This is a genomic window from Xanthomonas sp. XNM01 (assembly GCF_014851915.1).
Classification (GTDB): Bacteria; Pseudomonadota; Gammaproteobacteria; order Xanthomonadales; family Xanthomonadaceae; genus Pseudoxanthomonas.
In genome coordinates this window covers 123623-144628 of sequence record NZ_JACVAP010000002.1, presented here as the reverse complement: position 1 = coordinate 144628, position 21006 = coordinate 123623, and the positions used below count along the sequence as shown (strand labels likewise).

General features: G+C 70.2%; 20 protein-coding genes, 2 pseudogenes and 1 riboswitch. Of the genes and pseudogenes, 11 read left to right on the top strand and 11 right to left on the bottom strand.

The features are described 5' to 3' along the window. Window positions 1-30: 30 nt before the first annotated feature. The gene (locus IB242_RS08185) at window positions 31-819 is read left to right on the top strand and encodes a M15 family metallopeptidase (RefSeq protein WP_225540345.1); all 789 of its coding nucleotides are present in this window, start codon (window positions 31-33) and stop codon (window positions 817-819) included. A 55-nt stretch (window positions 820-874) separates the two neighbouring features. Beyond that, the gene (locus IB242_RS08180; protein WP_192278032.1) at window positions 875-1147 is read left to right on the top strand and encodes a hypothetical protein; all 273 of its coding nucleotides are present in this window, start codon (window positions 875-877) and stop codon (window positions 1145-1147) included. On the opposite strand, the gene IB242_RS08175 is transcribed toward IB242_RS08180, so the two are convergent. The 7 genes and pseudogenes from IB242_RS08175 to IB242_RS08145 all read right to left on the bottom strand — a co-directional run bounded on the left by IB242_RS08175 (window position 1139) and on the right by IB242_RS08145 (window position 6176). Then, on the bottom strand, window positions 1139-1528 hold the full coding sequence (locus IB242_RS08175) for a hypothetical protein (RefSeq protein WP_192278030.1): 390 nt from the start codon (window positions 1526-1528) through the stop codon (window positions 1139-1141). The genes IB242_RS08180 and IB242_RS08175 overlap by 9 nt on opposite strands. A gap of 12 nt (window positions 1529-1540) precedes the next feature. Then, window positions 1541-1909, bottom strand: a complete 369-nt coding sequence (locus tag IB242_RS08170) for a DUF423 domain-containing protein (protein ID WP_192278028.1) — start codon at window positions 1907-1909, stop codon at window positions 1541-1543. Window positions 1910-2303: 394 nt separating this feature from the next. Continuing rightward, window positions 2304-3473 (bottom strand): polyketide cyclase, encoded by a 1170-nt coding sequence (locus tag IB242_RS08165; protein ID WP_192278026.1) that lies wholly within the window; start codon window positions 3471-3473, stop codon window positions 2304-2306. A 421-nt stretch (window positions 3474-3894) separates the two neighbouring features. Continuing rightward, window positions 3895-3963 (bottom strand): annotated as a pseudogene (locus tag IB242_RS20440) (DNA-binding response regulator); the annotation flags it as partial. 153 nt (window positions 3964-4116) lie between these two features. Further along, window positions 4117-4185 (bottom strand): annotated as a pseudogene (locus IB242_RS20435) (DNA-binding response regulator); the annotation flags it as partial. A gap of 153 nt (window positions 4186-4338) precedes the next feature. Next, window positions 4339-4980 (bottom strand): response regulator transcription factor, encoded by a 642-nt coding sequence (locus tag IB242_RS08150; RefSeq protein WP_192278020.1) that lies wholly within the window; start codon window positions 4978-4980, stop codon window positions 4339-4341. Continuing rightward, on the bottom strand, window positions 4977-6176 hold the full coding sequence (locus tag IB242_RS08145) for a sensor histidine kinase (protein ID WP_192278018.1): 1200 nt from the start codon (window positions 6174-6176) through the stop codon (window positions 4977-4979). The genes IB242_RS08150 and IB242_RS08145 overlap by 4 nt, the downstream gene beginning before the upstream one ends. Before the next feature lie 168 nt (window positions 6177-6344). On the opposite strand from IB242_RS08145, the gene IB242_RS08140 reads away from it, so the two are divergent. From IB242_RS08140 to IB242_RS08105, 8 genes are all read left to right on the top strand, one after another. Continuing rightward, complete coding sequence (locus tag IB242_RS08140) at window positions 6345-6941, top strand: GNAT family N-acetyltransferase (protein WP_192278016.1); 597 nt, start codon at window positions 6345-6347, stop codon at window positions 6939-6941. Between the two features lie 7 nt (window positions 6942-6948). Further along, window positions 6949-7716: a septum site-determining protein MinC gene (minC, locus tag IB242_RS08135; RefSeq protein WP_225540421.1), complete on the top strand. Its 768-nt coding sequence runs from the start codon at window positions 6949-6951 to the stop codon at window positions 7714-7716. A gap of 62 nt (window positions 7717-7778) precedes the next feature. Then, window positions 7779-8591 carry a septum site-determining protein MinD gene (gene minD, locus IB242_RS08130; protein WP_192278012.1) on the top strand — a complete coding sequence of 271 codons (813 nt, stop codon included), beginning with the start codon at window positions 7779-7781 and terminating at the stop codon, window positions 8589-8591. Between the two features lie 2 nt (window positions 8592-8593). Next, window positions 8594-8854 (top strand): cell division topological specificity factor MinE, encoded by a 261-nt coding sequence (gene minE / locus IB242_RS08125; protein WP_192278010.1) that lies wholly within the window; start codon window positions 8594-8596, stop codon window positions 8852-8854. Window positions 8855-8893: 39 nt separating this feature from the next. Beyond that, on the top strand, window positions 8894-9379 hold the full coding sequence (locus tag IB242_RS08120) for a hypothetical protein (RefSeq protein ID WP_192278008.1): 486 nt from the start codon (window positions 8894-8896) through the stop codon (window positions 9377-9379). A 765-nt stretch (window positions 9380-10144) separates the two neighbouring features. Further along, the gene (locus tag IB242_RS08115) at window positions 10145-10909 is read left to right on the top strand and encodes a phosphatase PAP2 family protein (protein WP_192278006.1); all 765 of its coding nucleotides are present in this window, start codon (window positions 10145-10147) and stop codon (window positions 10907-10909) included. Further along, window positions 10906-12573, top strand: a complete 1668-nt coding sequence (locus IB242_RS08110; protein ID WP_192278004.1) for a phosphoethanolamine--lipid A transferase — start codon at window positions 10906-10908, stop codon at window positions 12571-12573. Before IB242_RS08115 ends, IB242_RS08110 begins: the two co-directional genes overlap by 4 nt. Window positions 12574-12652: 79 nt before the next feature. Continuing rightward, on the top strand, window positions 12653-14641 hold the full coding sequence (locus IB242_RS08105; RefSeq protein ID WP_192278002.1) for a M2 family metallopeptidase: 1989 nt from the start codon (window positions 12653-12655) through the stop codon (window positions 14639-14641). Window positions 14642-14736: 95 nt separating this feature from the next. On the opposite strand, the gene IB242_RS08100 is transcribed toward IB242_RS08105, so the two are convergent. The 4 genes from IB242_RS08100 to IB242_RS08085 are packed head-to-tail and all read right to left on the bottom strand — an operon-like array spanning window position 14737 to window position 17685. After that, entirely contained in the window at window positions 14737-15201 is a 465-nt protein-coding gene (locus tag IB242_RS08100; RefSeq protein WP_192278001.1) for an energy transducer TonB, read from the bottom strand. Continuing rightward, entirely contained in the window at window positions 15198-15668 is a 471-nt protein-coding gene (locus IB242_RS08095) for a hypothetical protein (RefSeq protein WP_192277999.1), read from the bottom strand. The genes IB242_RS08100 and IB242_RS08095 overlap by 4 nt, the downstream gene beginning before the upstream one ends. Window positions 15669-15691: 23 nt before the next feature. After that, entirely contained in the window at window positions 15692-16951 is a 1260-nt protein-coding gene (locus IB242_RS08090) for a multidrug effflux MFS transporter (RefSeq protein WP_192277997.1), read from the bottom strand. After that, window positions 16951-17685 (bottom strand): hypothetical protein, encoded by a 735-nt coding sequence (locus IB242_RS08085; protein ID WP_192277995.1) that lies wholly within the window; start codon window positions 17683-17685, stop codon window positions 16951-16953. The genes IB242_RS08090 and IB242_RS08085 overlap by 1 nt, the downstream gene beginning before the upstream one ends. Window positions 17686-17930: 245 nt before the next feature. Further along, window positions 17931-18051: riboswitch (glycine riboswitch) on the top strand. A 49-nt stretch (window positions 18052-18100) separates the two neighbouring features. Between IB242_RS08085 and gcvP the strand changes: the two genes are divergently transcribed. Beyond that, entirely contained in the window at window positions 18101-20965 is a 2865-nt protein-coding gene (gene gcvP, locus IB242_RS08080; protein WP_192277993.1) for an aminomethyl-transferring glycine dehydrogenase, read from the top strand. The last annotated feature ends 41 nt before the right edge of the window (window positions 20966-21006 follow it).

Sequence of the window (21006 nt, the reverse complement as noted above, 5' to 3'; positions counted from 1 at the left end):
CGCACCCCGCCCGTCCTGCTCCGCACCCGCATGTCCAACACGGCCGAGATCGAACTGTGGCCGGCCGCCCTGCTGCGCGCACGCGGCAACGACGATGCCCGCGCGCTGGCACGCGCCGAGACCGTGCTGCGCCGCAAACGCGATGGCCGCTACCTGGCCGCCGTGCGCCGCGACGGACTGCAGGCGCTGGTGCCCCGGCTCGCGCGTGAGCCCGGCCTGGATGCGGCGCTGGACCTGATCGACGGCCACACGCCGCCACACGGGCGCATGCCGCCGCCGTTGCCGCTGCACCGACTGCACGAACGCCTGCACGCGCTCGGTCTGCATGCGGACGCCTATGCGGCGCGCAGCGGCCTGGCCCTGGTGGCCGAACCGGCCTGGCTGCTGCTGGCCGACATCGACCGCTTCGGCCGACCGCTCTGGCTGCTGCCGTCGGCCGGCCGCGCCTGGCAGGAGATGCGTCGTGCCGCCGCGGCCGATGGCCTGGTGCTGGACGCGATCTCCGGTTACCGCAGCCACGACTACCAGCTGGGCATCGTCGCCCGCAAACTCGCGCGCGGGCAGACGCTGGAGCAGATCCTCACCGTCAACGCCGCACCGGGCTATAGCGAACACCATGCCGGAGACGCCCTCGACATCGGCACGCCCGGCGAACCACCGGCGGAGGAAAGCTTCGAACGCACGCCGGCGTTCGCCTGGCTGCAGGCGCAGGCGGCCCGCTTCGGCTTCGCGCTGAGCTACCCACGCGACAATCCGCACGGCATCGTCTACGAGCCCTGGCACTGGCGCTGGCATCCCGCATCGCCCCACGCCAGCTGAGCGGGACAAGGACAGGCCCCACGCCGCGGACACGGACACCCGCTGCCACCGCATCATGCCGCCCCGGGCGCCACCATCGCCGGGCCGGCGATGGGATCACAGGCTCATCGGGATCGATGCGCCGATCCGCCAGCGCTGGAGCCTGGCCGCCGCCCTCGGCGCGATCCGGCGGGTATTCGTTCCACGCGTGCTGATCGGGCCTGACGACGCCGGTGCCGGACTGACGTTCGTGAGTGCCGGTCTGGTGTTCGATGCGGCGCTGTTCCCTGGCCTTGGCGACGGCATCCAGCGCCGCCGCCGCGTCGGCGCGGCGGTGCCTTCAGCCTGACCGACCCAGCAGGATCACCCTGATCGCACCGGATGCCACCACGCCACGCAATGGCGCGGTCATCATCGGCGGCATGCGCGTCAAATGGGCAGAAGCATGCTGGCACCGTCCCGCCCGTTCCGATTCATGCGCGGACAGGCCGGTCGAGCAGTGCGAAAGCGGCTGCGCGAAGATCCGGTCGCCGCCCCGACAGGACCCGCCCCAGGCCTGACCGACGCGCGAGCAGGCACCCGGCCGGAGCGGCATCGGCTCCGCCGCGCCCACCGGTCGAAAGGTCCGCTCGCCCGGCCCCCGACCAGCCGCGAGCCGCCGCCAGCGCATCCGGATCCGCGGCCTCCGCTCGACGTGGCGCATCGGCGTCGACATCGAACCCGCGGCCATGGCACGGCCAGCTCAACGCCTCAGCATCGCCACGGCATAGGTCAGCCAGCTGGCCATCAGCAGCATGCCGCCGGTCGGCGCCAGCCGGGTCGGCCACCCCAGCAGCGCCCCGCCGGTCACGCTGCCGGCGAACAGCAGCGTGCCCAGCAGCAGCCCGACCAGCGCCCAGCGGGCCAGACCGGCCGGCGTGCGCGGCGCCAGCATCGCCAGCACCACACCGTGGCCGAAGGCGTACAGGCTGGCGGTCTGCAGGTTCACGCGCGCCTGCCCGTCATCGACGCCATGGGCCGCATAGGCGGACAGACCGATCGCCAGCGCGGCCAGCACCGCCCCGGTCGCGGCGAGCGAGCGCGACGCCGCCCCAGTCCTGATCTCCTGCATGCCTGCTCTCCTCATCGATCCCGATGCGCGAGTGTAGGACCTGCATCACGCACTGATGCCGGTCGATGGCGGAACGGAGCGGTCGGAACGGAGCGGCGATGCCGCCACCATCCGCCGCGCGGACCTGCGCCGGAAGTCCCCGACGCGATGAAAAACCGGCAATCGCCGGTGACCCCGCTTCCCGGCCCGGGGGCGATCGTGCGCGGGCGGCGGCATGCCATGGTCCACCCACCGCATGGGCTCCAGCGCACCGGTGATTCCAGCCCCGGCCGGACGACATCCCCCGCCAGCGTCGGACCCGGAAAATGGAGGACGCCACAAACGAACAGCGCCGCTTGCGCGGCGCTGTCCGGGTGTTCCGCGCGCGTGGGCCAGGGCCCACGCCTGCGGCGACTTACTTGACGGCCCAGTAAATGTCGTACTGGCCTTCGGCGGTGAAGGCGTTGTCCACGCCGCCCTTCCAGGCTTCGTACGGACGGTCGGCGACTTCGTAGCCGTTGGTGGTCGCCCAGGCACGGACGGCGTTGCGCACGGCATCCAGCTCGGCCATGAAGCCGGTGTAGGACGCGAACGCGGCGCGGCGCGGCTGGGTACGCACGTACTCGACCGGGGCACCGGCCGGGATGGTCACGTTCAGCGGCTCGCCTTCGGCGGCGACCAGCGGCGCGTTGATCGACGCGGCCGGCTTCTGCTCGCCTTCGGCGGCATCGCCCTCGGCAGCAGCCGGGGTCGGCTCGGCAGCCGGACCGGTGCCCTTGCGGCGGACCGGCAGGGCCACGTCGAACGCGTACTTCTCGGCGCCGAAATCGGTGGTGATGATGCGCACCGGACCAGCGGCTTCCAGGTTGCTGGCCTCGAGCGTGCGCTTGATCCATTCCTGGTTGTTCTGGATCGACTGCTTGATCGCGTCGTTGGTGCGGTCGATGTTGCCCGCGTTGACGACCAGCAGGTCCTCGGCCGGCACGTCGACGATCTTCAGGTCGACCAGCGGCACGTCCGGATTGCGGTAGTCGAAGTTCGGCACGCTGGCCAGCATGGTGGTCATGCGCGCCAGGCCCAGCTTCAGGTCGTCGCCGATGTGGCGGTTGACGTACAGGCCGGCATAACGGCCGAACAGGTTGAAGCCGTACTCGACGTCGTAGGTCTGGGTGATCTTGACGTTGCGGTTGTTCTTGCCGGTCGCCTCGAGCAGGAACTGGGTGACCTTGTTGTCGCCCTTGCTCTCGTCGTCGATCTTGATCACGACCTTTTCGTTCGGAACGCTCTCGGTGATCTCCCAGCTGCCCTTGCCGATCTGGCCGAGCTCGGAGCTGTAGTCCAGACGCGCACCGACGCCGGACTCGGCGCCCGAGACGTTGAGCTGGACCTTCGGATCACGCAGCACCAGCGGGTTCCAGTCCTTGAAGCGGCGCAGGTTGTTCACCGTGTCGTACACGATGGTCATGCGGCGGTTGGTCTCGACGCTTTCGGAGATATGGCGCTTGGACGGCAGCACGATGCCGACGACCAGGAACAGGACAGCCACGATCCCCAAGGCGATCAGGAACTCGATAATGCGGGTCATTCAGGAGTCTCCGGGGCCGATTCCACGGCAAGGTTGGGCAATGCGAAACGCGAATCCTAGCAGGCTTCGCGGGATTGGGGCACCGTTCATCCCTGCATGGCTTTGAACAAACGGAATTCTTACAAAAATCCGTGGGTTGGCTGTCCCGGGACAGGCGCATCGCCGCCCTGGACCCACGCCTGGTGATGCCGCGCACCGCCGCATCATGGCGGCAGGCGGCCCGCCAGTGAAAGCACGGGATACCGCGGCCCCATCGCATCGACGGCGTGACGTGCCCATTGTTGGACGGGCCACACGCCAGCGCATTGCGCCGCGCCGGCTTGCGCAGCGCGGTTGCGCGTCGGCGCATGCATGAAGACCGTCAAACGGGCGGTGTGCTGCACGGCCGGTGCGCTGCACCGGCCCGGACCATCCTGTCCCTTCAGACCAGCTGCAGCTCGAAGGCCTTGAGCACCGCGCGGGTGCGGTCGCGAACACCGGGCTTGGACAGGGTGAGCGGCCGCTGCATGCGAGGCACCGCCTCGCGCGGTCGCGAACGCCCGCCGCGCTGCGGCGGCTGGGTGAGAGGGCGCGGACTGCGCGGCATGCCGCGCGCGTCATCGAACGGCCGGTGCGCTGCACCGGCCCGGACCATCCTGTCCCTTCAGACCAGCTGCAACTCGAAGGCCTTGAGCACGGCGCGGGTGCGGTCGCGGACACCGGGCCTGGACAGGGTGAGCGGCCGCTGCATGCGAGGCACCGCCTCGCGCGGTCGCGAACGCCCGCCGCGCTGCGGCGGCTGGGTGAGAGGGCGCGGACTGCGCGGCATGCCGCGCGCGTCATCGAACGGCCGGTGCGCTGCACCGGCCCGGACCATCCTGTCCCTTCAGACCAGCTGCAACTCGAAGGCCTTGAGCACGGCGCGGGTGCGGTCGCGGACGCCGAGCTTGGACAGGATGTTGGACACGTGGTTCTTGATCGTGCCCTCGGCCACGCCCAGCGAATTGGCGATCTCCTTGTTGGAGAAGCCCGATGCCATCAACCGCAGGATCTCGGTCTCGCGGTCGGTCAGCGGATCGGGGCGATCGAGGCTGACGAACTCGTTGCGCATGTGCTCCAGCCCCGACAGCAGGCGCTGGGTCACCGCCGGCTGGACCAGCGAGCCCCCATCGGCCACGGTGCGGATCGCGCCGACCAGCTGCTCCAGCGACACGTCCTTGAGCAGGTAGCCCTTGGCACCGGCCTTCAGTCCGGCCAGCACCAGCTGGTCGTCGTCGAAAGTGGTCAGGATGATCGTCGGCGGCAGCTGGTTCTGCCGGGAGAGCACCTGCAGCGCCTCCAGCCCCGACATCGCCGGCATCCGCATGTCCATCAGGACCACGTCAGGCTTCACCTCGGGAATCATGTCGACGGCCTGGCGGCCGTCGGCGGCTTCGGCCACCACCTCGATGCCACCATCGAGCGCCAGCAGCGAGCGGATGCCCTGGCGCACCAGGGTCTGATCGTCGACCAGGCAGACTCGGATCATGCGTGTACTCCTTCGACGGCCATCCGGGCCGGGCTGATGACGGGAATGGACAGGCGCAGCTGGAAGCCCGCGCCGCTCCGGGTCTGGATGTCCAGCGTGCCACCGCACTGCTGGACGCGCTCGCGCATGCCGCGCAGGCCGTTTCCGGGCACCACCCCGTCGGCGCCCTGCCCGTCGTCGCGGGCGTCGAGCACGATGGCGCCTTCGGCACGGTGGACGCGGATCCACAGCCGGCGCGCACCGGCATGGCGGACCGCGTTGGTGATGATTTCCTGGGTGCAGCGCAGGACCACGTGGGCACGCTCGGGGTCGTCGATCGCCAGCGGCGATTCGACCTGCAGGTCGATGTCCAGCGCCGGCACGTGGTCGGCCAGCGGGCGCAGCGCGGCCTCCAGGTCGATGCCGCCGCTGTCGCGCAGCTGGCTGACGGCCTCGCGCACGTCGGTCAGCAGCAGCTTGGCCAGGGTATGGGCCTGGCGCACGTGCTCCTGGGCGCGGCCCTCGGTCATGTGGCCGGCCACTTCCAGGTTCAGGCTGAGCGCGGTCAGGTGGTGGCCGAGCAGGTCGTGCAGTTCGCGCGAGATGCGGGTGCGTTCGTTGACCCGGGCGCTCTCGGCCAGCAGCGCGCGGGTGGCGCGCAGCTCGGCGTTGAGCCGGCGCTGCTCGTCGCGGGCCTGGGCCTGCTGTTTGGCGACCAGACTGGTCACGTAGATGAACATCGAGAAGCCGCCGTACAGCAGCGACTGCATCAGCGCCTCGAACAACGGCATCCGGAACACGCCGTAGTAGATCGGCAGCACCGCCAGCTGGCTCAGCAGCAGCAGCAGCACGCCCGAGGCGGCCGGCAGCAGCCACGGGATCACCCCGGCGGCGACCATCAGCAGGATGCTGCCCAGCCCGGAGCCGTTGAAATAGCTCACCGACAGCGCAAACAGGGTCAGCACCAGCAGCAGGCCGCGGTCGTGCCAGCTGGCCCGGCCGTGGCCGAGGCCGCGGGTCAGCCACCAGTAGCACAGGCCGAAGCCCAGGTAGCAGGAGAACAGCCAGGCCGGGCGCAGCCCTTCGGCGGCCAGCTCGAGATCCTCGATGCCGTAGGCCGGCACGTACTGGGAATAGACCAGCGGCACGCCCACCATCGCCCAGGTGAACAGGCCGGCGTAGCGGAGCAGGCGGGTATGGCTGAAGCGTCCGAACATGCGGCATCTTACGGCCGCGCCGGGCGGTCGCGTCGCGGGACGGAAGTCATGCCTGACCGCCGTCACCGAACCGGAAGACCGGCGTCCGGCCCGGCGCACGCTCTATGCGATAATCCGCGGCCGGTCGCCCACGACCGCCGATTCGCCACCCACGGAGGCCACAGAACCATGTCCATCGTCATCCGCGACGTGCGCGAACACGAACTGGACGCGGTCCTGGCCCTGAACAACAACGCCGGCGACGCGATCCTGCCGCTGGACCAGGACAAGCTGCACGGCTTCTTCGAGGAAGCCGAGTACTTCCGCATCGCCGAGCGCGACGGCAACCTGACCGGCTTCCTGGTCGGATTCGGCAGCGGCAGCGGCCACCAGTCCAGCAATTTCGACTGGTTCAGCCAGCGCTATCCCGACTTCTTCTATATCGACCGTATCGTGATCGCCAGCCGCCGTCGCGGCGGCGGCGTCGGTCGCGCCTTCTATGCCGATGTCCAGAGCTATGCCGAACTGCGTTATCCCCACCTGTGCTGCGAGGTCTTCCTCGACCATGGCGCCGACCCGGCGCTGCTGTTCCATGGCAGCTTCGGCTTCCACGAGGTGGGCCAGAACGTGATGCCCGATGTCGATGTCCGCGCCAGCATGATGATGAAGGAACTCTGCAGCTACGCCTGGGTCCGCGAGACCTACGGCGATGCCCTGCCCGACCTGCCCTGGGTCGGCCGTCCCCGCCGTCAGTCCGCCGGCACCGCCCGTGTCACCGGGAGCTGACGTGGCGCTGGCGACGACGAACGACTACGAGCAGGCAGGCGAACTGAAGATCGGCCAGGTCGGCATCGCCAACCTGCGGATCCGCACCCTGGATGTCGGGCAGCTGACCCGCGAGATGCGCGAGCGGGTCGAGCGCGCGCCCAAGCTGTTCGGGCGTGCGGCGGTGATCGTCGATTTCGGCGGTCTGTCGCAGACGCCGGACCTGGCCACCGCCCAGGCGCTGATCGAGGGCCTGCGCGCCGCCGGGGTGCTGCCGATCGCGCTGGCCTACGGCACCCGCGACAACGACGCCCTGGCCGAGCAGCTCGGCCTGCCGGTGCTGGCCAAGTTCCGCGCCCAGTACGAGCGCAGCGACGCGCCCCCGGCCGCCGCCCCCGCGCCGCGTGCGCCCGAGCCTGCACCGGCGCCCCGCGCCGCCGCCCCACGCCCGGCCGAGGCGCCGCGCCAGCCGGGCCGGATGCAGAAGACCGCGGTCCGCTCCGGCCAGCAGCTGTACGCGCAGGACTGCGACCTGACCGCCCTGTCCACGGTCGGCGCCGGCGCCGAGGTCATCGCGGACGGCTCGATCCACATCTACGGCAGCCTGCGCGGGCGCGCCCTGGCGGGCGCCAACGGCAACCAGAACGCCCGCATCTTCTGCCGCGATTTCCAGGCCGAACTGGTGGCCATTGCCGGCCACTACAAGGTGCTGGACGATATCCCGGAAAACCTGCGCGGCAAGGCCGTGCAGGTCTGGCTTGAAAACGACCAGCTCAAACTGGCCGCACTCGATTGATCCCCGCGCGCCGGCCCCCGCCAGGCGCGCGCCCCACTGCATGCAGCGCGAGGAGAGTTCCATTGGCTGAAATCATCGTAGTCACTTCCGGCAAGGGCGGCGTGGGCAAGACCACGTCCAGCGCCAGCATCGCCTGCGGCCTGGCCAAACGCGGCAAGAAGGTCGCGGTCATCGACTTCGACGTCGGCCTGCGCAACCTCGACCTGATCATGGGCTGCGAACGCCGCGTGGTGTACGACTTCGTCAACGTGGTCCACGGCGAGGCGACCCTCAAGCAGGCGCTGATCAAGGACAAGCGCTTCGACAGCCTGTACGTGCTGGCCGCCTCGCAGACCCGCGACAAGGACGCGCTGACCCGGGAAGGCGTGGAGAAGGTCCTGAAGGACCTGGCCGCCGACGGGTTCGACTACATCATCTGCGACTCCCCGGCCGGCATCGAGAAGGGCGCGTTCCTGGCCATGTACTTCGCCGACAAGGCGGTGGTCGTGGTCAATCCGGAAGTGTCCTCGGTGCGCGACTCGGACCGCATCATCGGCCTGCTCGACTCCAAGACCCAGAAGGCCGAGGGCGACCAGGGCGGCGTGCCGGCGTTCCTGCTGCTCACCCGCTACAGCCCGGCCCGCGTCGAAGGCGGCGAGATGCTGTCGATCGGCGATGTCGAGGAAGTGCTGGGGCTGAAGGCGGTCGGCGTGATCCCCGAATCGGGCGCCGTGCTCAACGCCTCCAACAAGGGCGAGCCGGTGATCCTGGACGCCGACTCGGAGGCCGGCCAGGCCTACGAGGATGCGGTCGCGCGCCTGCTCGGCGAGGAGCGTCCGCTGCGTTTCACCACCCTTGAGAAGAAGGGCTTCTTCAGCAAGCTGTTCGGAGGTTGAGCATGGGACTGTTCGACTTCCTCAAGGCGAAGAAGACCACGGCCGAGACCGCCAAGAACCGGCTGCAGATCATCATCGCGCAGGAGCGCAACCAGCGTGGCGGCCCGGATTACCTGCCGCTGCTGCAGCGCGAGCTGCTCGAAGTGATCAAGAAGTACGTCAACATCGACGCCGACGCGGTCAAGGTCGACCTGGTCAAGGACGGCGAGCACGACGTGCTCGACATCTCGGTCGCGCTGCCGGACGGCCCGGGCAGCGACTGATGCCCGCTCCGGGCCGCGCACGCGGCCCGGTCGTCCTGCATGGATACCTCTGCGCCCGCATCCGCACCGGCCGTCACCCGCCTGCAGGACATCGCCGTGGGCGACGCCGCCGCGCTGCTGGCCGCTCATGGCCTGCAGCTGGTGATGGTCGAGGACGGTGCCGCGATTCCCGGCAGCTACTGGGGCGAGCCCGAGGCCGGGATCATCGCCAGCACCGTCTATGCGCGCGGCGATACGCCGGTGCATTCGCTGCTGCACGAAGCCTGCCACCTGATCGTGCTGCCGCCGGAGCGGCGTGCGCTGGTGCATACCGATGCCACCGACTCGGTGCCCGAAGAGGATGCGACCTGCTACCTGCAGATCGTGCTGGCCGGGCGCCTGCCCGGCGTCGGCAGCGTGCGGCTGATGGCCGACATGGATGCCTGGGGCTACACGTACCGGCTGGGGTCGACGAGAGCGTGGTTCGAGCAGGACGCCGATGACGCGCGTGCCTGGCTCATCGAACGCGGGTTGCCTGTCGCGTAAAGCCGAGTGCGTGGCATTGCACGGGCGCGTGGCGACGCGTCAAGCATCATGGCACCCGCAAACCAGATAGGCGCGGTTCGAGCAGGACGCGGACGATGCGCGTGCCTGGCTGTGCGAACGCGGGTTGCCCGTGGCACAAGGCCGCCCGCGCGATGGTACAGGGCCCGTGGCGACGCGGGGATACATGCACATCCATCCCTGCGGGCCTGATCCGCGGAGTGAGGTGAGGCGCGTCGATCGCATCGCGCACCGTTGGCCGGCGGGCTCGCGGCGTGCGCATCCGGCCGGACACGCGCCCTGCCCTGATCGTCCACGCTGGCGGATGCGGGCGCCGGCAGCGACCGCTCGGACCGGCCGTTGCGCGTCACCAGCGCCGGTGACGCGCCATCCCGCGCACGCCCGGCGCGCATCCATGCACGATCTCCAGCTGGACCATCGGCCGGCGCATGCATGTGCATGGCCGTGCCTCAGAACAACCTCCATCGGGTGACGCAGCCGCATGCTGCCGTCGCCTCGTCCGGCGACACCGCCACGGCCGGTGCGCCACGCCGCGCACGAATCTCCGGCCACCCCGGCCGCCCGTACGCCGACCGGCTCGCCACGGCAACGCCGATATCCGGGCCAACCCGTCGCGGTCCGGACAGCGTCCAACGGCGACGGGACTGAACCGCGCCCGCGGACTAACGCATCGGCAACGGCGCTCCGACCGGCTTCCGACAGCGCCACGTCGAGCATCGCGCCACGCCGCCCGCCCTGCCGACCGATATGCTCCCGCCGCCGCCCGCCCTGCGTCCCCTGACCGCCCGTCCCCAGGGCCGTCTGCAACGTCGCTTCCTCGTCCTGCATGCCGGACTGCCGCTGGCGGGACTGGCACTGGCCAGCGCGCTCCTGATCGGCCTGCAACTGGACCAGTGGCTGGCCGACGCGCTGTTCCGACTGGAGGGCGGTCACTGGATGCTGCGCCATGCGTGGATCACCGAGCAGGTGCTGCACCGCGGCGGCCGGCTGCTGAGCACGCTGGCCTGGCTGCTGGTGGCGCTCGCCCTCCTGCGCACCTGGCTGCACCCCGTCGCGGCGCCGCTTCGCCGCGCACTGGCCTGTCTGCTGCTGGCCGTCGCGCTGTCCAGCACGACGATCGCGTTGCTCAAGCACGCCAGCGGCGTGCACTGCCCGTGGGACATCGCCCGCTACGGCGGTGCGTACGCGACGGCCCGGCTGGCGGATGCCGCTGCGGCACCCGGCGCCTGTTTCCCCGCCGGCCACGCCGGCGCCGGCTATGCCTGGGTGGCCCTGTACTTCGCCGCGCTGCTGTACCGGCCGCATTGGCGCTGGTGGGGGATGGGCATCGGCCTGATCGCGGGCCTGGCATTCGGACTGGCGCAGCAGCTGCGTGGCGCGCACTTTCTCTCGCACGACGTCTGGTCGCTGGCGATCTGCTGGCTGGTCTCGCTGGCGCTGTACCTGGGCATGCGCGGGGCCACGTCCGGGCACGCGTCCGCCAGCGGCCACACGGCGGAGACGCAGGCATGAGCACCTGGCCGTTCGCCGGCCCCTCCGTTCCGTCCCTGCGGCGGTGGCTGTCGGTCGCCGGACGATGGCAGCCGCAGCTGTCCACCGAAGGCCTGATCCTGGTGGCCGCGCTGTTCTTCACTGTCGCCTGCAATGGCCTGTTCTGGCGCAGTGCGATGGTCGCGCACCCGGGCAATCTGCGCCTGGCCGTCGGCCTGGCGCTGATCGTGCCCGGCGTGCACGTCCTGCTGCTCGGCCTGCTGGCGTGGCGCTGGAATGCCAAGCCGCTGATCGGCGCGCTGCTGGTGATCGCGGCGCTGGCCAGCCACTACATGGGCCGCTACCACCTGTACCTGGACGCGGACATGCTGCGCAACGTACTGGCCACCGACCGCAAGGAGTCGAGCGAACTGCTGTCGGCGGCATTGCTGCCGCCACTGCTGGTGCTGGCGCTGGTGCCGGGCGTGCTGCTGTGGCGGGTGCGACTGCGCAGGATCGGCTGGCGGCGGGCGCTGCTGCGGCGCGGCGCACTGCTGGTGGTCGCGCTCGCAGCGCTGGCCTGCGGCGCCCTGCTGGCGTCGCAGGACCTGGCATCGCTGTTGCGCAACCAGCGCGGGATCCGCTACCTGGTCACGCCGGCCAACGTGCTGGTCGGCCTGCCGCGTGCGCTGCGCAGCGGCAGCGTCGCCCACCAGGCCAGGCTGCCGATCGGCGAGGACGCCATCGCCGCGCCACGTGCGGCGACGGCGCGGCCGCGCCTGCTGGTCATCGTGGTCGGCGAAACCGCGCGGGCGGCGAACTGGGGGTTGAACGGCTATCGCCGCCAGACGACGCCGGAACTGGCCGCGGCCGGCGTGATCAACTTCAGCGACATGCACGCCTGCGGCACCGCCACCGAGGTGTCGCTGCCCTGCATGTTCTCTCCATGGGGGCGGCATGCCTACGACGAGGCCAGGATCCGCGGCCACCAGTCGCTGCTGCACGTGATCGAGCATGCCGGCCTGTCGACGCTGTGGCGCGACAACCAGTCCGGCTGCAAGGGCGTCTGCGACGGACTGGCGATCGAGCGCCTGGACGAGGCCCGTGATCCGGCCCTGTGCGCCGGTGGACGCTGCCTGGACGGAATCCTGCTGCAGGATCTGCCGGCGCGTGCGCGCGCGCGTCCGGGCGACCGGGTCGTGGTCCTGCACCAGCTGGGCAACCACGGCCCGGGGTATCACGAACGCTACCCGGCGGCGTTCCGCCGCTTCGTGCCGACCTGCGACAGCGACGACCTCGGCCGCTGCGACCGCAGCCGGATCGTCAACAGCTACGACGATGCGCTGCTCTACACCGACCATCTGCTGGCGTCCGCGATCCGCACCCTCGCCGCGATGGACGACTACGACACCGCGCTGCTGTACGTGTCCGACCACGGCGAGTCGCTGGGCGAGAACGGCCTCTACCTGCACGGCATCCCGTATGCGATCGCGCCGCGCGAACAAACCCAGGTCCCGATGGTGATGTGGTTCTCGGCCGGGTTCGCCGCCGACCGCGGGCTCGACCTGGCCTGCCTGCGCGAGCGGGCCACCCGGCGCGCCGATCACGACGACCTGTTCTCCTCGGTACTGGGCCTGCTGCGCATCCACACCGGCCTCTACCAGCGCGACCGGGACCTGTTCGCGGGGTGCGCACCGGCCGCCTGAGACGCCCTGCCCCGCTCCACTTGCAGGCCAGCGGCGGCCCCACTAGCCTGCCCGCACTGCATTCCACCGGGGACGTCTCGTGAACCATCGCCACCTGCTGCTGTCGCTCGCCATCGGTGCGGGCCTGCTGTCGCTGTCCGCCTGCAAGAAGGAACCCACGCCGGAAACGGCGCCGGCGGCCGGGGCCGCCGCCACCGGCGAGACCGCCGACCAGTTCGTCGCCCGGATCAACGAGGAGTTCCGCGCCTCCTTCCCCGAGATGACCTCGGCGCAGTGGCTGTCCTCGACCTACATCAACGACGACAGCCAGCGCGTGGCGGCCAAGAGCAACGAACGCGCCCTGACCCAGCTCAACGCCTGGATCGAGGAAGCCAGGAAGTTCGAAGGCCAGCCGATGAGCGCCGACAGCGCGCGCGCCATCGCCATGCTCAAGCTGATGACCGCGATGCCGGCACCGAAGGACCCGGCCAAGCTGAGCGAACTGACCACCCTGGCCGCGAAGATGGAAGGCACCTACGGCGCCGGCAGCTACTGCACCGGCGAAGGCGAGGCCAGGAACTGCCGCCAGCTCGGCCAGCTCGAAGACGTGCTGCGCAGCAGCCGCGATTACGACGCGCAGCTGGACGCCTGGCAGGGCTGGCACACCATCGCCCAGCCGATCCGCCAGGACTACGTGCGCTTTGCGGAACTGGTCAACGAAGGCGCGAAGGAACTGGGCTACGCCGATACCGGCGTGATGTGGCGCAGCGGCTACGACATGCCGCCAGAGCAGATCGCGGCCGAAACCGACCGGCTGTGGGACCAGGTCAAGCCGCTGTACGAGCAGCTGCACTGCTACACCCGCGACAAGCTCGAGCAGACCTATGGCGTCGAGCGCGGCCAGGTCAGCGGCGGCCTGCTGCCGGCGCACCTGCTCGGCAACATGTGGCAGCAGGACTGGGGCAACCTGTGGGACATCCTGCAGCCCTACCAGAACGCTGGCAGCCTGGACATCAGCGGCGCGCTGGAGAAGCAGTACCAGCAGGACCTGACCGCGGCGCTGGCCAAGCGCGGCGCCGGCGCGACCGTGCAGGCGAAGTTCGAGGCCGAGCGCGAGGCCCAGCTGCTGATCGCCAGGCAGATGACCGAACGCGCCCAGGACTTCTACACCTCGCTGGGCATGCCCAAGCTGCCCGACAGCTACTGGACCAACAGCCAGTTCATCAAGCCGCTGGACCGCGACGTGGTCTGCCACGCCAGTGCCTGGGACATGAACATGGCCGGCGACGTGCGCACCAAGATGTGCATCAAGCCCAACGAGGAAGACTTCACCACCATCTACCACGAGCTGGGCCACATCTATTACGACCTGGCCTACAACGTGCAGCCGCCGATCTTCCAGGGCGGCGCCAACGACGGCTTCCACGAGGCCATCGGCGATACCATCGTGCTGGCGATGACGCCGAAGTACCTGAGTTCGATCGGCCTGGTCGACACCCCGACCGAAAGCCACGAGGCGGTGATCAACAACCAGATGCGCATGGCCCTGGCCAAGGTCGCGTTCATGCCGTTCGGCCTGATGATCGACCGCTGGCGCTGGGGCGTGTTCGACGGGTCGATCAAGCCGGACCGCTACAACCAGGCCTGGTGGGAGCTGAAGGCGCGCTACCAGGGCGTGGCGCCGGTGAGCGCGCGCGGCGAGGAGTTCTTCGACGCCGGCGCCAAGTACCACGTGCCGGGCAACACCCCGTACACGCGCTACTTCCTGTCGCACGTGCTGCAGTTCCAGTTCTACAAGTCGCTGTGCGAGGCCTCCGGCCACACCGGCCCGTTGTACGAATGCAGCTTCTACGGCAACAAGGAGGCCGGCGAGAAGTTCCAGGCCATGCTCGCCCGCGGCGCCAGCCAGCCCTGGCAGGCCACGCTGAAGGAGCTGACCGGCAGCGAGCAGATCGATGGCGGCGCCGTGCTCGAGTACTTCGCGCCGCTGCAGGAGTGGCTCAAGCAGCAGAACCAGGGCAAGCAGTGCGGCTGGCAGGCCACCGCCACCGCGCCGGCCGCCCCGCCGGCCAGCCCCGCCCAGGGCTGATCCACCACGCTCGCGTCATCCACGAGGCCGGCATCCGCCGGCCTCGTGCGTGTCGACGGTGCCCAGGCGCCGCGCGCCCAGGACGCCATGCCGTGTCAGTCCGCGCTGTGCGCGTCGCCGGAGAACTCCACCTGCACCCGCAGCCGCGAGGCCACCGGCATGCCGTTCAGCACCTGCGGCTGGTAACGCAGGGTCTGCGCGTACTCGATCGCCGCCCGGTCGTACTGGCGGATGCGGCTGGAGCGCTCGATCATCACGTTGACCACGTCGCCGTAGGGATCCAGGCCGACGAGGAGGATCACGCTGGCCCGGGTCGGCACGCTCGCCGGCAGCCCAGACGGCGGCGGCAGCGGCCTGCCATGGCCGGAGGCCGGGTCGACCCGGGCCTCGGCATCCGCCAGCGGCGCGTGCGGTGCGGGTGCCGCGCCGGTGTCGACCTGCGCGGCAGGCACAGGCGATGGCGTCGCCGCCAGTGGCCAGGCGCCCAGCAGCACGACCAGGCCAGGGCCGAGCCAGGCGCCGCCGCAGCGGCCCGTGGCAGCACGCGGCCGACGGTTCAATGCACCGCGCCCGGCTTGCCGTCGTCCTCGTCCTGGCCCTCGTCGGTGCCTTCGTCGGTTGCCTCGGCTGCCGCTGCCGGGCGGGCCGCGGCCATCTCCGCTTCCAGCTGCTGCTCGTAGGCCTCCAGCGACAGGCCCAGCGCGGCCGCTTCCATCTCCGCGTCGTCGCGCAGCGCATCCGAGAACACCAGCTTCACCGGGATGCCCTTGTCGTCGTGCAGGCGCTGCGCACGCCGCATCAGCATCAGCATCTGCGCCGCACTGTCGGAACTGCCGGCGATGCGGCCGTCCATGCCCAGCACCCAGACACCGGACTGGCGCACCACGCCGGCCAGCAGGTTGCCCTCGGTATCGCGCAGTTCGGCATGCGGCTCGATCGGCGACGGATTGCCACCGTGCACCTTGTTGCGCTCGCGGAGGGCCTGGCGCTTGCGCGCGTCGCGGCGGGCCTTGGAATTGATCGACATGCGGGGGTCTTCTCCAGAAAAAGTCAGAGCTGTTCGCCGGGTTCCAGCGTGGGCGAGGATGGCGGCGGCGGGAAGCGGCGCGCCAGGCGGGCTTCCCAGCGCCACACCAGCCAGCCGGCCAGCACGAAGCCGAGCATGGCCAAGGCCAGATGCAGGCCGTGGTGGCTCAGCAGCGGCGACAGCAGGCCGGCGATGGCCGAGTTGAGCACCAGCTGCAGGAAGGCCTGCAGCGAGGACGACGAGCCGCGCTGGCGCGGATACATGTCCAGGATCGCCAGGGTCAGCACCGGGAACACCAGGGCCACGCCGAACGCCGCAAGGCTCATCGGCAGCACCGCCCACGGCACCGACAGCGTGGGTGCCAGCCCGGTGTAGGCGACATTGCAGAGCGCCGCCACGCCCATGCAGGCGTAGCCCACGCCGACCTGGCGCGCCGGCGCCCAGCGCCCGGCGACGCGGCCGGACACGAACGCGCCGATGGTCATGCCGCCGATGGTGGGAATGAACAGCCAGGCGAACTCGCGCTCGCCCAGGCCCAGCAGTTCCATCACGAAGGCCGGTGCCGAGGCGATGTAGAGGAACAGGCCGGCAAAGCCGAGCGCACCGGCGGCAGCCAGCCGCAGGAAGCGCGGATTGGTGCCGATGGCCACGTAGTCGCGGGCCAGGCGCTTCACCTTGAACGGCATCCGCACGTCCACCGGATGCGTCTCGGGCAGCCAGCGCCAGGTCGCGGCCAGCAGCAGCAGCGAGAACCCGGCCAGGAACCAGAAGATCAGCGGCCAGCGGCCCAGGCCCAGCATCCAGCCGCCGATGATCGGCGCGATCGCCGGGGCGATGCCGAAGATCATCGAGACCTGGCTCATCAGCCGCTGCGCGTCGCTGCCCTGCAGCACGTCGCGGATCACCGCGCGGCCGACGATCAGGCCGACGCCGGCCGACAGCCCCTGCACCGCACGCATCGCCAGCAGGGTCGGCAGGTCGGTGGCGAGCGCACAGCCGACCGAGGCGAGGATGAAGACCACCAGTCCGGCCAGGATCACCTTGCGCCGGCCGATCGCATCCGACAGCGGGCCGTGCACGATGCTCATCAGCGCGTAGGCCAGCAGATAGACGCTGATCGTCTGCTGCATCGCCACCTTGTCGGCGGCGAACTGCCCGGCCATCTGCGGGAAGGCCGGGAAGATGGTGTCGATCGAGAACGGCCCGAACATCGCCAGGCCGCCCAGCAGCAGAGCCAGACGGCGGGTGGAGATGGCCGCGCGGGTGGACACGGGCGCGCCCATCACGGTGTCGCCTCGCCAGATGGAGGCTCACCGGCCGGCGCGGCGGCGGCTGGCGGCACAGGCGCCACGCCGGGCGCAGCGGCAGGCGCGTCGGCCGGAGCCGACTCGATCCGGGCGATGTTGGCGGTCGGCAGCGCCTCGATCCGGCCAGGCTGCGCCCACCACACCAGCACGAAGGCGCTGGTGGTGCCCAGCAGCTGCGCGTCGCCGGGCAGCGGCGCGCTGGCGCCGGCCAGGGTCAGTCGGACCGGCTGGCCGTGCGGCGCACCGGCGACGATGCGCTCGGCCAGTGCGTCGTTGCGCGAATAGAGCATGTACATCGACATGCCGAGCATGCTGATCGCCAGCAGCGTGTCGGTCCGGATTCCCCACAGGCCCAGCCAGCTGCGCCGCTCGGGAAACAGCCAGCGCCCCCACCAGCGCCGGGCCCGCAGTTCCTCGGTCCGCACCGGGTTGCGCTCGGCCCAGGCCAGCGGCAAAGCCGAGACCCAGAGGATGGCCAGCGGGAGCGCGAGCAGCAGGGCGTAATCGGGCCGGCGCAGGCCGGCGATGAACAGGTCGCTGCCCTGCAGGTAGTCGAGGATCGGCAGGCCCAGGCCGCGGTAGAACCAGTAGCTCGACCAGATGCCCATGAACGAGACCAGCACGTAGGCCAGGGTGACGAACAGCACCGGCTCGCGCCGCAGCACCGCCATCAACCGGCCGACCACGGACGGCTCCGGGAGCGTCTGCATGGCGGCCGGCGCCCTGGCCGTGGAGGCCTCCGCTTCGGAAGGTGTATCGGTGGACGTGTGCATGGTCCGACGCAGGCGGGACAGGCGAGCATGGTAAGCCATGCCTCCCCGGCCGGCCGCGCGGCGTGTGCGTTGCCCGGCCCGCGGCCCGCTATAATCGCCCCCGCAGTACAGGTGGGAGAAGCGGGGCGACCCGCTGCCGAAGGCGCAAACGCCCGTAATCGCTCAGGCCCGATACCACCGCCATCCAACACTCTGGAGAGACCGGCCGCCCCACGGGGCCAGCGCCGGCGCCGAAGGGGCACGAAGCCGCGACCTCGTCCGCGCAGCTTCCAAACTCTCAGGCAAAAGGACAGAGGGGCACCACACGCGCGGACCCGCGCGTGTCCACCATGCCCCTGCCGGACGTCCTGCCATGTCTCAGAACACTCCCTCGCTGCGCGACCTGGAATTCCATTCGGCCTTCGTCGAGCGCCACATCGGCCCGAACGACGCCGAGATCGCCACCATGCTGGACGTGGTCGGCCACGCCTCGCTGGACGCCCTCACCGACGCCATCGTCCCCGGTTCGATCAAGTCCCCCGCCCCGCTGGCGCTGCCCGACGGCGTCACCGAGGTCGAGGCGCTGGCCAAGATCCGCGGCGTCGCGCTGAAGAACCAGGTGTTCCGCAGCTTCATCGGCCAGGGCTACTACGGCACCCACACGCCGAACGTCATCCTGCGCAACATCCTCGAGAACCCGGCCTGGTACACCGCCTATACCCCGTACCAGGCGGAAATCTCGCAGGGCCGCATGGAAGCGCTGATCAACTTCCAGACCATGTGCGCCGACCTGACCGGCATGGAGATCGCCAACGCCTCGCTGCTGGACGAGGCCACCGCCGCGGCCGAGGCGATGACCCTGGCCAAGCGATCGGCCAAGTCGAAGTCGGACGTGTTCTTCGTCCACGACGCGGTGCACCCGCAGACCCTGGAGCTGCTGCGCACCCGCGCCGAGCCGCTGGGCATCGTGCTGGAACTGGGCACGCCGGAGCAGGCGCTGGAGGCCGACGCGTTCGGCGTGCTGCTGCAGTATCCCGACACCTTCGGCCACATCGGTGACCACAAGGCGCTGGCCGATGCGGTGCACGCGCGCGGCGGCCTGGTCGCCGTGGCCACCGACCTGCTCGCCCTGACCCTGATCGCCGCGCCCGGCGAATGGGGCGCGGACATCGTGGTCGGCAACTCGCAGCGTTTCGGCGTTCCGTTCGGTTTCGGCGGCCCGCATGCGGCCTTCATGGCCTGCCGCGACGCCTACAAGCGCTCGATGCCGGGCCGCCTGATCGGCGTGTCGATCGACGCCGCCGGCAACCCCGCCTACCGCCTGACCCTGCAGACCCGCGAGCAGCACATCCGCCGCGAGAAGGCGACCTCCAACATCTGCACCGCACAGGTGCTGCTGGCGGTGATGGCCTCGATGTACGCGGTCTACCACGGCCCCGAGGGCCTGACCCGGATTGCCAAACGCACCCACCGCCTGGCCGCGATCCTGGCCGCCGCGCTGCGTAGCGCCGGCGTCAGCGTCGGCGAGCGCTTCTTCGACACCCTGCACGTCACCGGCGTCGATGCCGAAGCGATCCACGCACGCGCGCGCGGCGTCGGCATCAACCTGCGCGCGATCGACAGCGCCTCGCTGGGCATCAGCCTGGACGAGACCACCACCCGCAGCGACATCGTCGCGATCGGCCAGCTGTTTGGTGCCACCCTCGACGTGGATGCGCTGGATGCGGCCACCGCCGACGCGCTGCCGGAAGGCCTGAAGCGCGGCAGCGCGTTCCTGACCCACCCGGTGTTCAACACCCACCACAGCGAGCACGAACTGCTGCGCTACCTGCGTGCGCTGGCCGACAAGGACCTGGCGATGGACCGCACGATGATCCCGCTGGGCTCGTGCACGATGAAGCTCAACGCCACCGCCGAGATGATCCCGGTGACCTGGCCGGAGTTCGGCAACATCCATCCGCTGGTCCCGGCCGAACAGGCGCTGGGCTACAGGGAGCTGATCGACGGCCTGGAAGCGATGCTGGTCGAATGCACCGGCTACGACGCGGTCAGCCTGCAGCCCAACTCCGGCGCTCAGGGCGAATACGCCGGCCTGCTGGCGATCCGCGCCTACCACCGCGCGCGCGGTGAGGGCCATCGCGACATCTGCCTGATCCCGGACTCGGCGCACGGCACCAACCCGGCCTCGGCGCAGATGTGCGGCATGAAGGTGGTGGTCACCAAGACCGACGCCAACGGCAACGTCGACCTCGAAGACATCCGTGTCAACGCCGAGAAGTACAGCGACCGCCTGGCCGCGATCATGATCACCTACCCGTCCACGCACGGCGTGTTCGAGGAGGAAGTGGTCGAGATCTGCGAGATCGTCCACAAGCACGGCGGCCAGGTGTACACCGACGGCGCCAACATGAACGCGCTGGTCGGCGTGGCCAAGCCCGGCAAGTGGGGCTCGGACGTGTCGCACCTGAACCTGCACAAGACCTTCTGCATCCCGCATGGCGGCGGCGGCCCGGGCGTCGGCCCGTGTGCGGTCAAGTCGCACCTGGCCCCGTTCCTGCCGCGCACGCTCGGTGGCGAGGGCGAAGTCGGCATGGTCTCGGCAGCCAGCTTCGGCTCGGCTTCGATCCTGCCGATCAGCTGGATGTACATCACCCTGATGGGCGCGGCCGGCCTGCGCAAGGCGACCCAGGTCGCCCTGCTCAACGCCAACTACATCGCAAAGCGTCTGGCCCCACACTTCAAGACGCTCTACACCGGCCGCAACGGGCTGGTCGCGCACGAGTGCATCCTCGACGTGCGTCCGCTGGAGAAGGCCACCGGCATCGGCGCCGAGGACGTGGCCAAGCGTCTGATCGACTTCGGCTTCCACGCCCCGACCCTGAGCTTCCCGGTCGCCGGCACGCTGATGGTCGAGCCGACCGAGAGCGAATCGCAGCACGAACTGGACCGCTTCATCGACGCGATGATCCAGATCCGCGAGGAGATCGCCGCGGTCGAGGACGGCCGCCTGGACCGCGAGGACAACCCGCTCAAGCACGCCCCGCACACCGCGATGCAGGTCACCGCCAGCGAGTGGACCCACGCCTACCCGCGCGAGCTGGCGGCCTTCCCGCTGGCCTCGCTGAAACAGGCCAAGTACTGGCCGCCGGTGGCGCGCGTGGACAACGTGCACGGCGACAAGAACGTGATGTGCTCCTGCATCCCGGTCGACGCCTACAAGGACGACGTGGTCGCCTGACCGCAGTCCCTGCGCGTTTCACCTCACGGCCCGCCTCCATG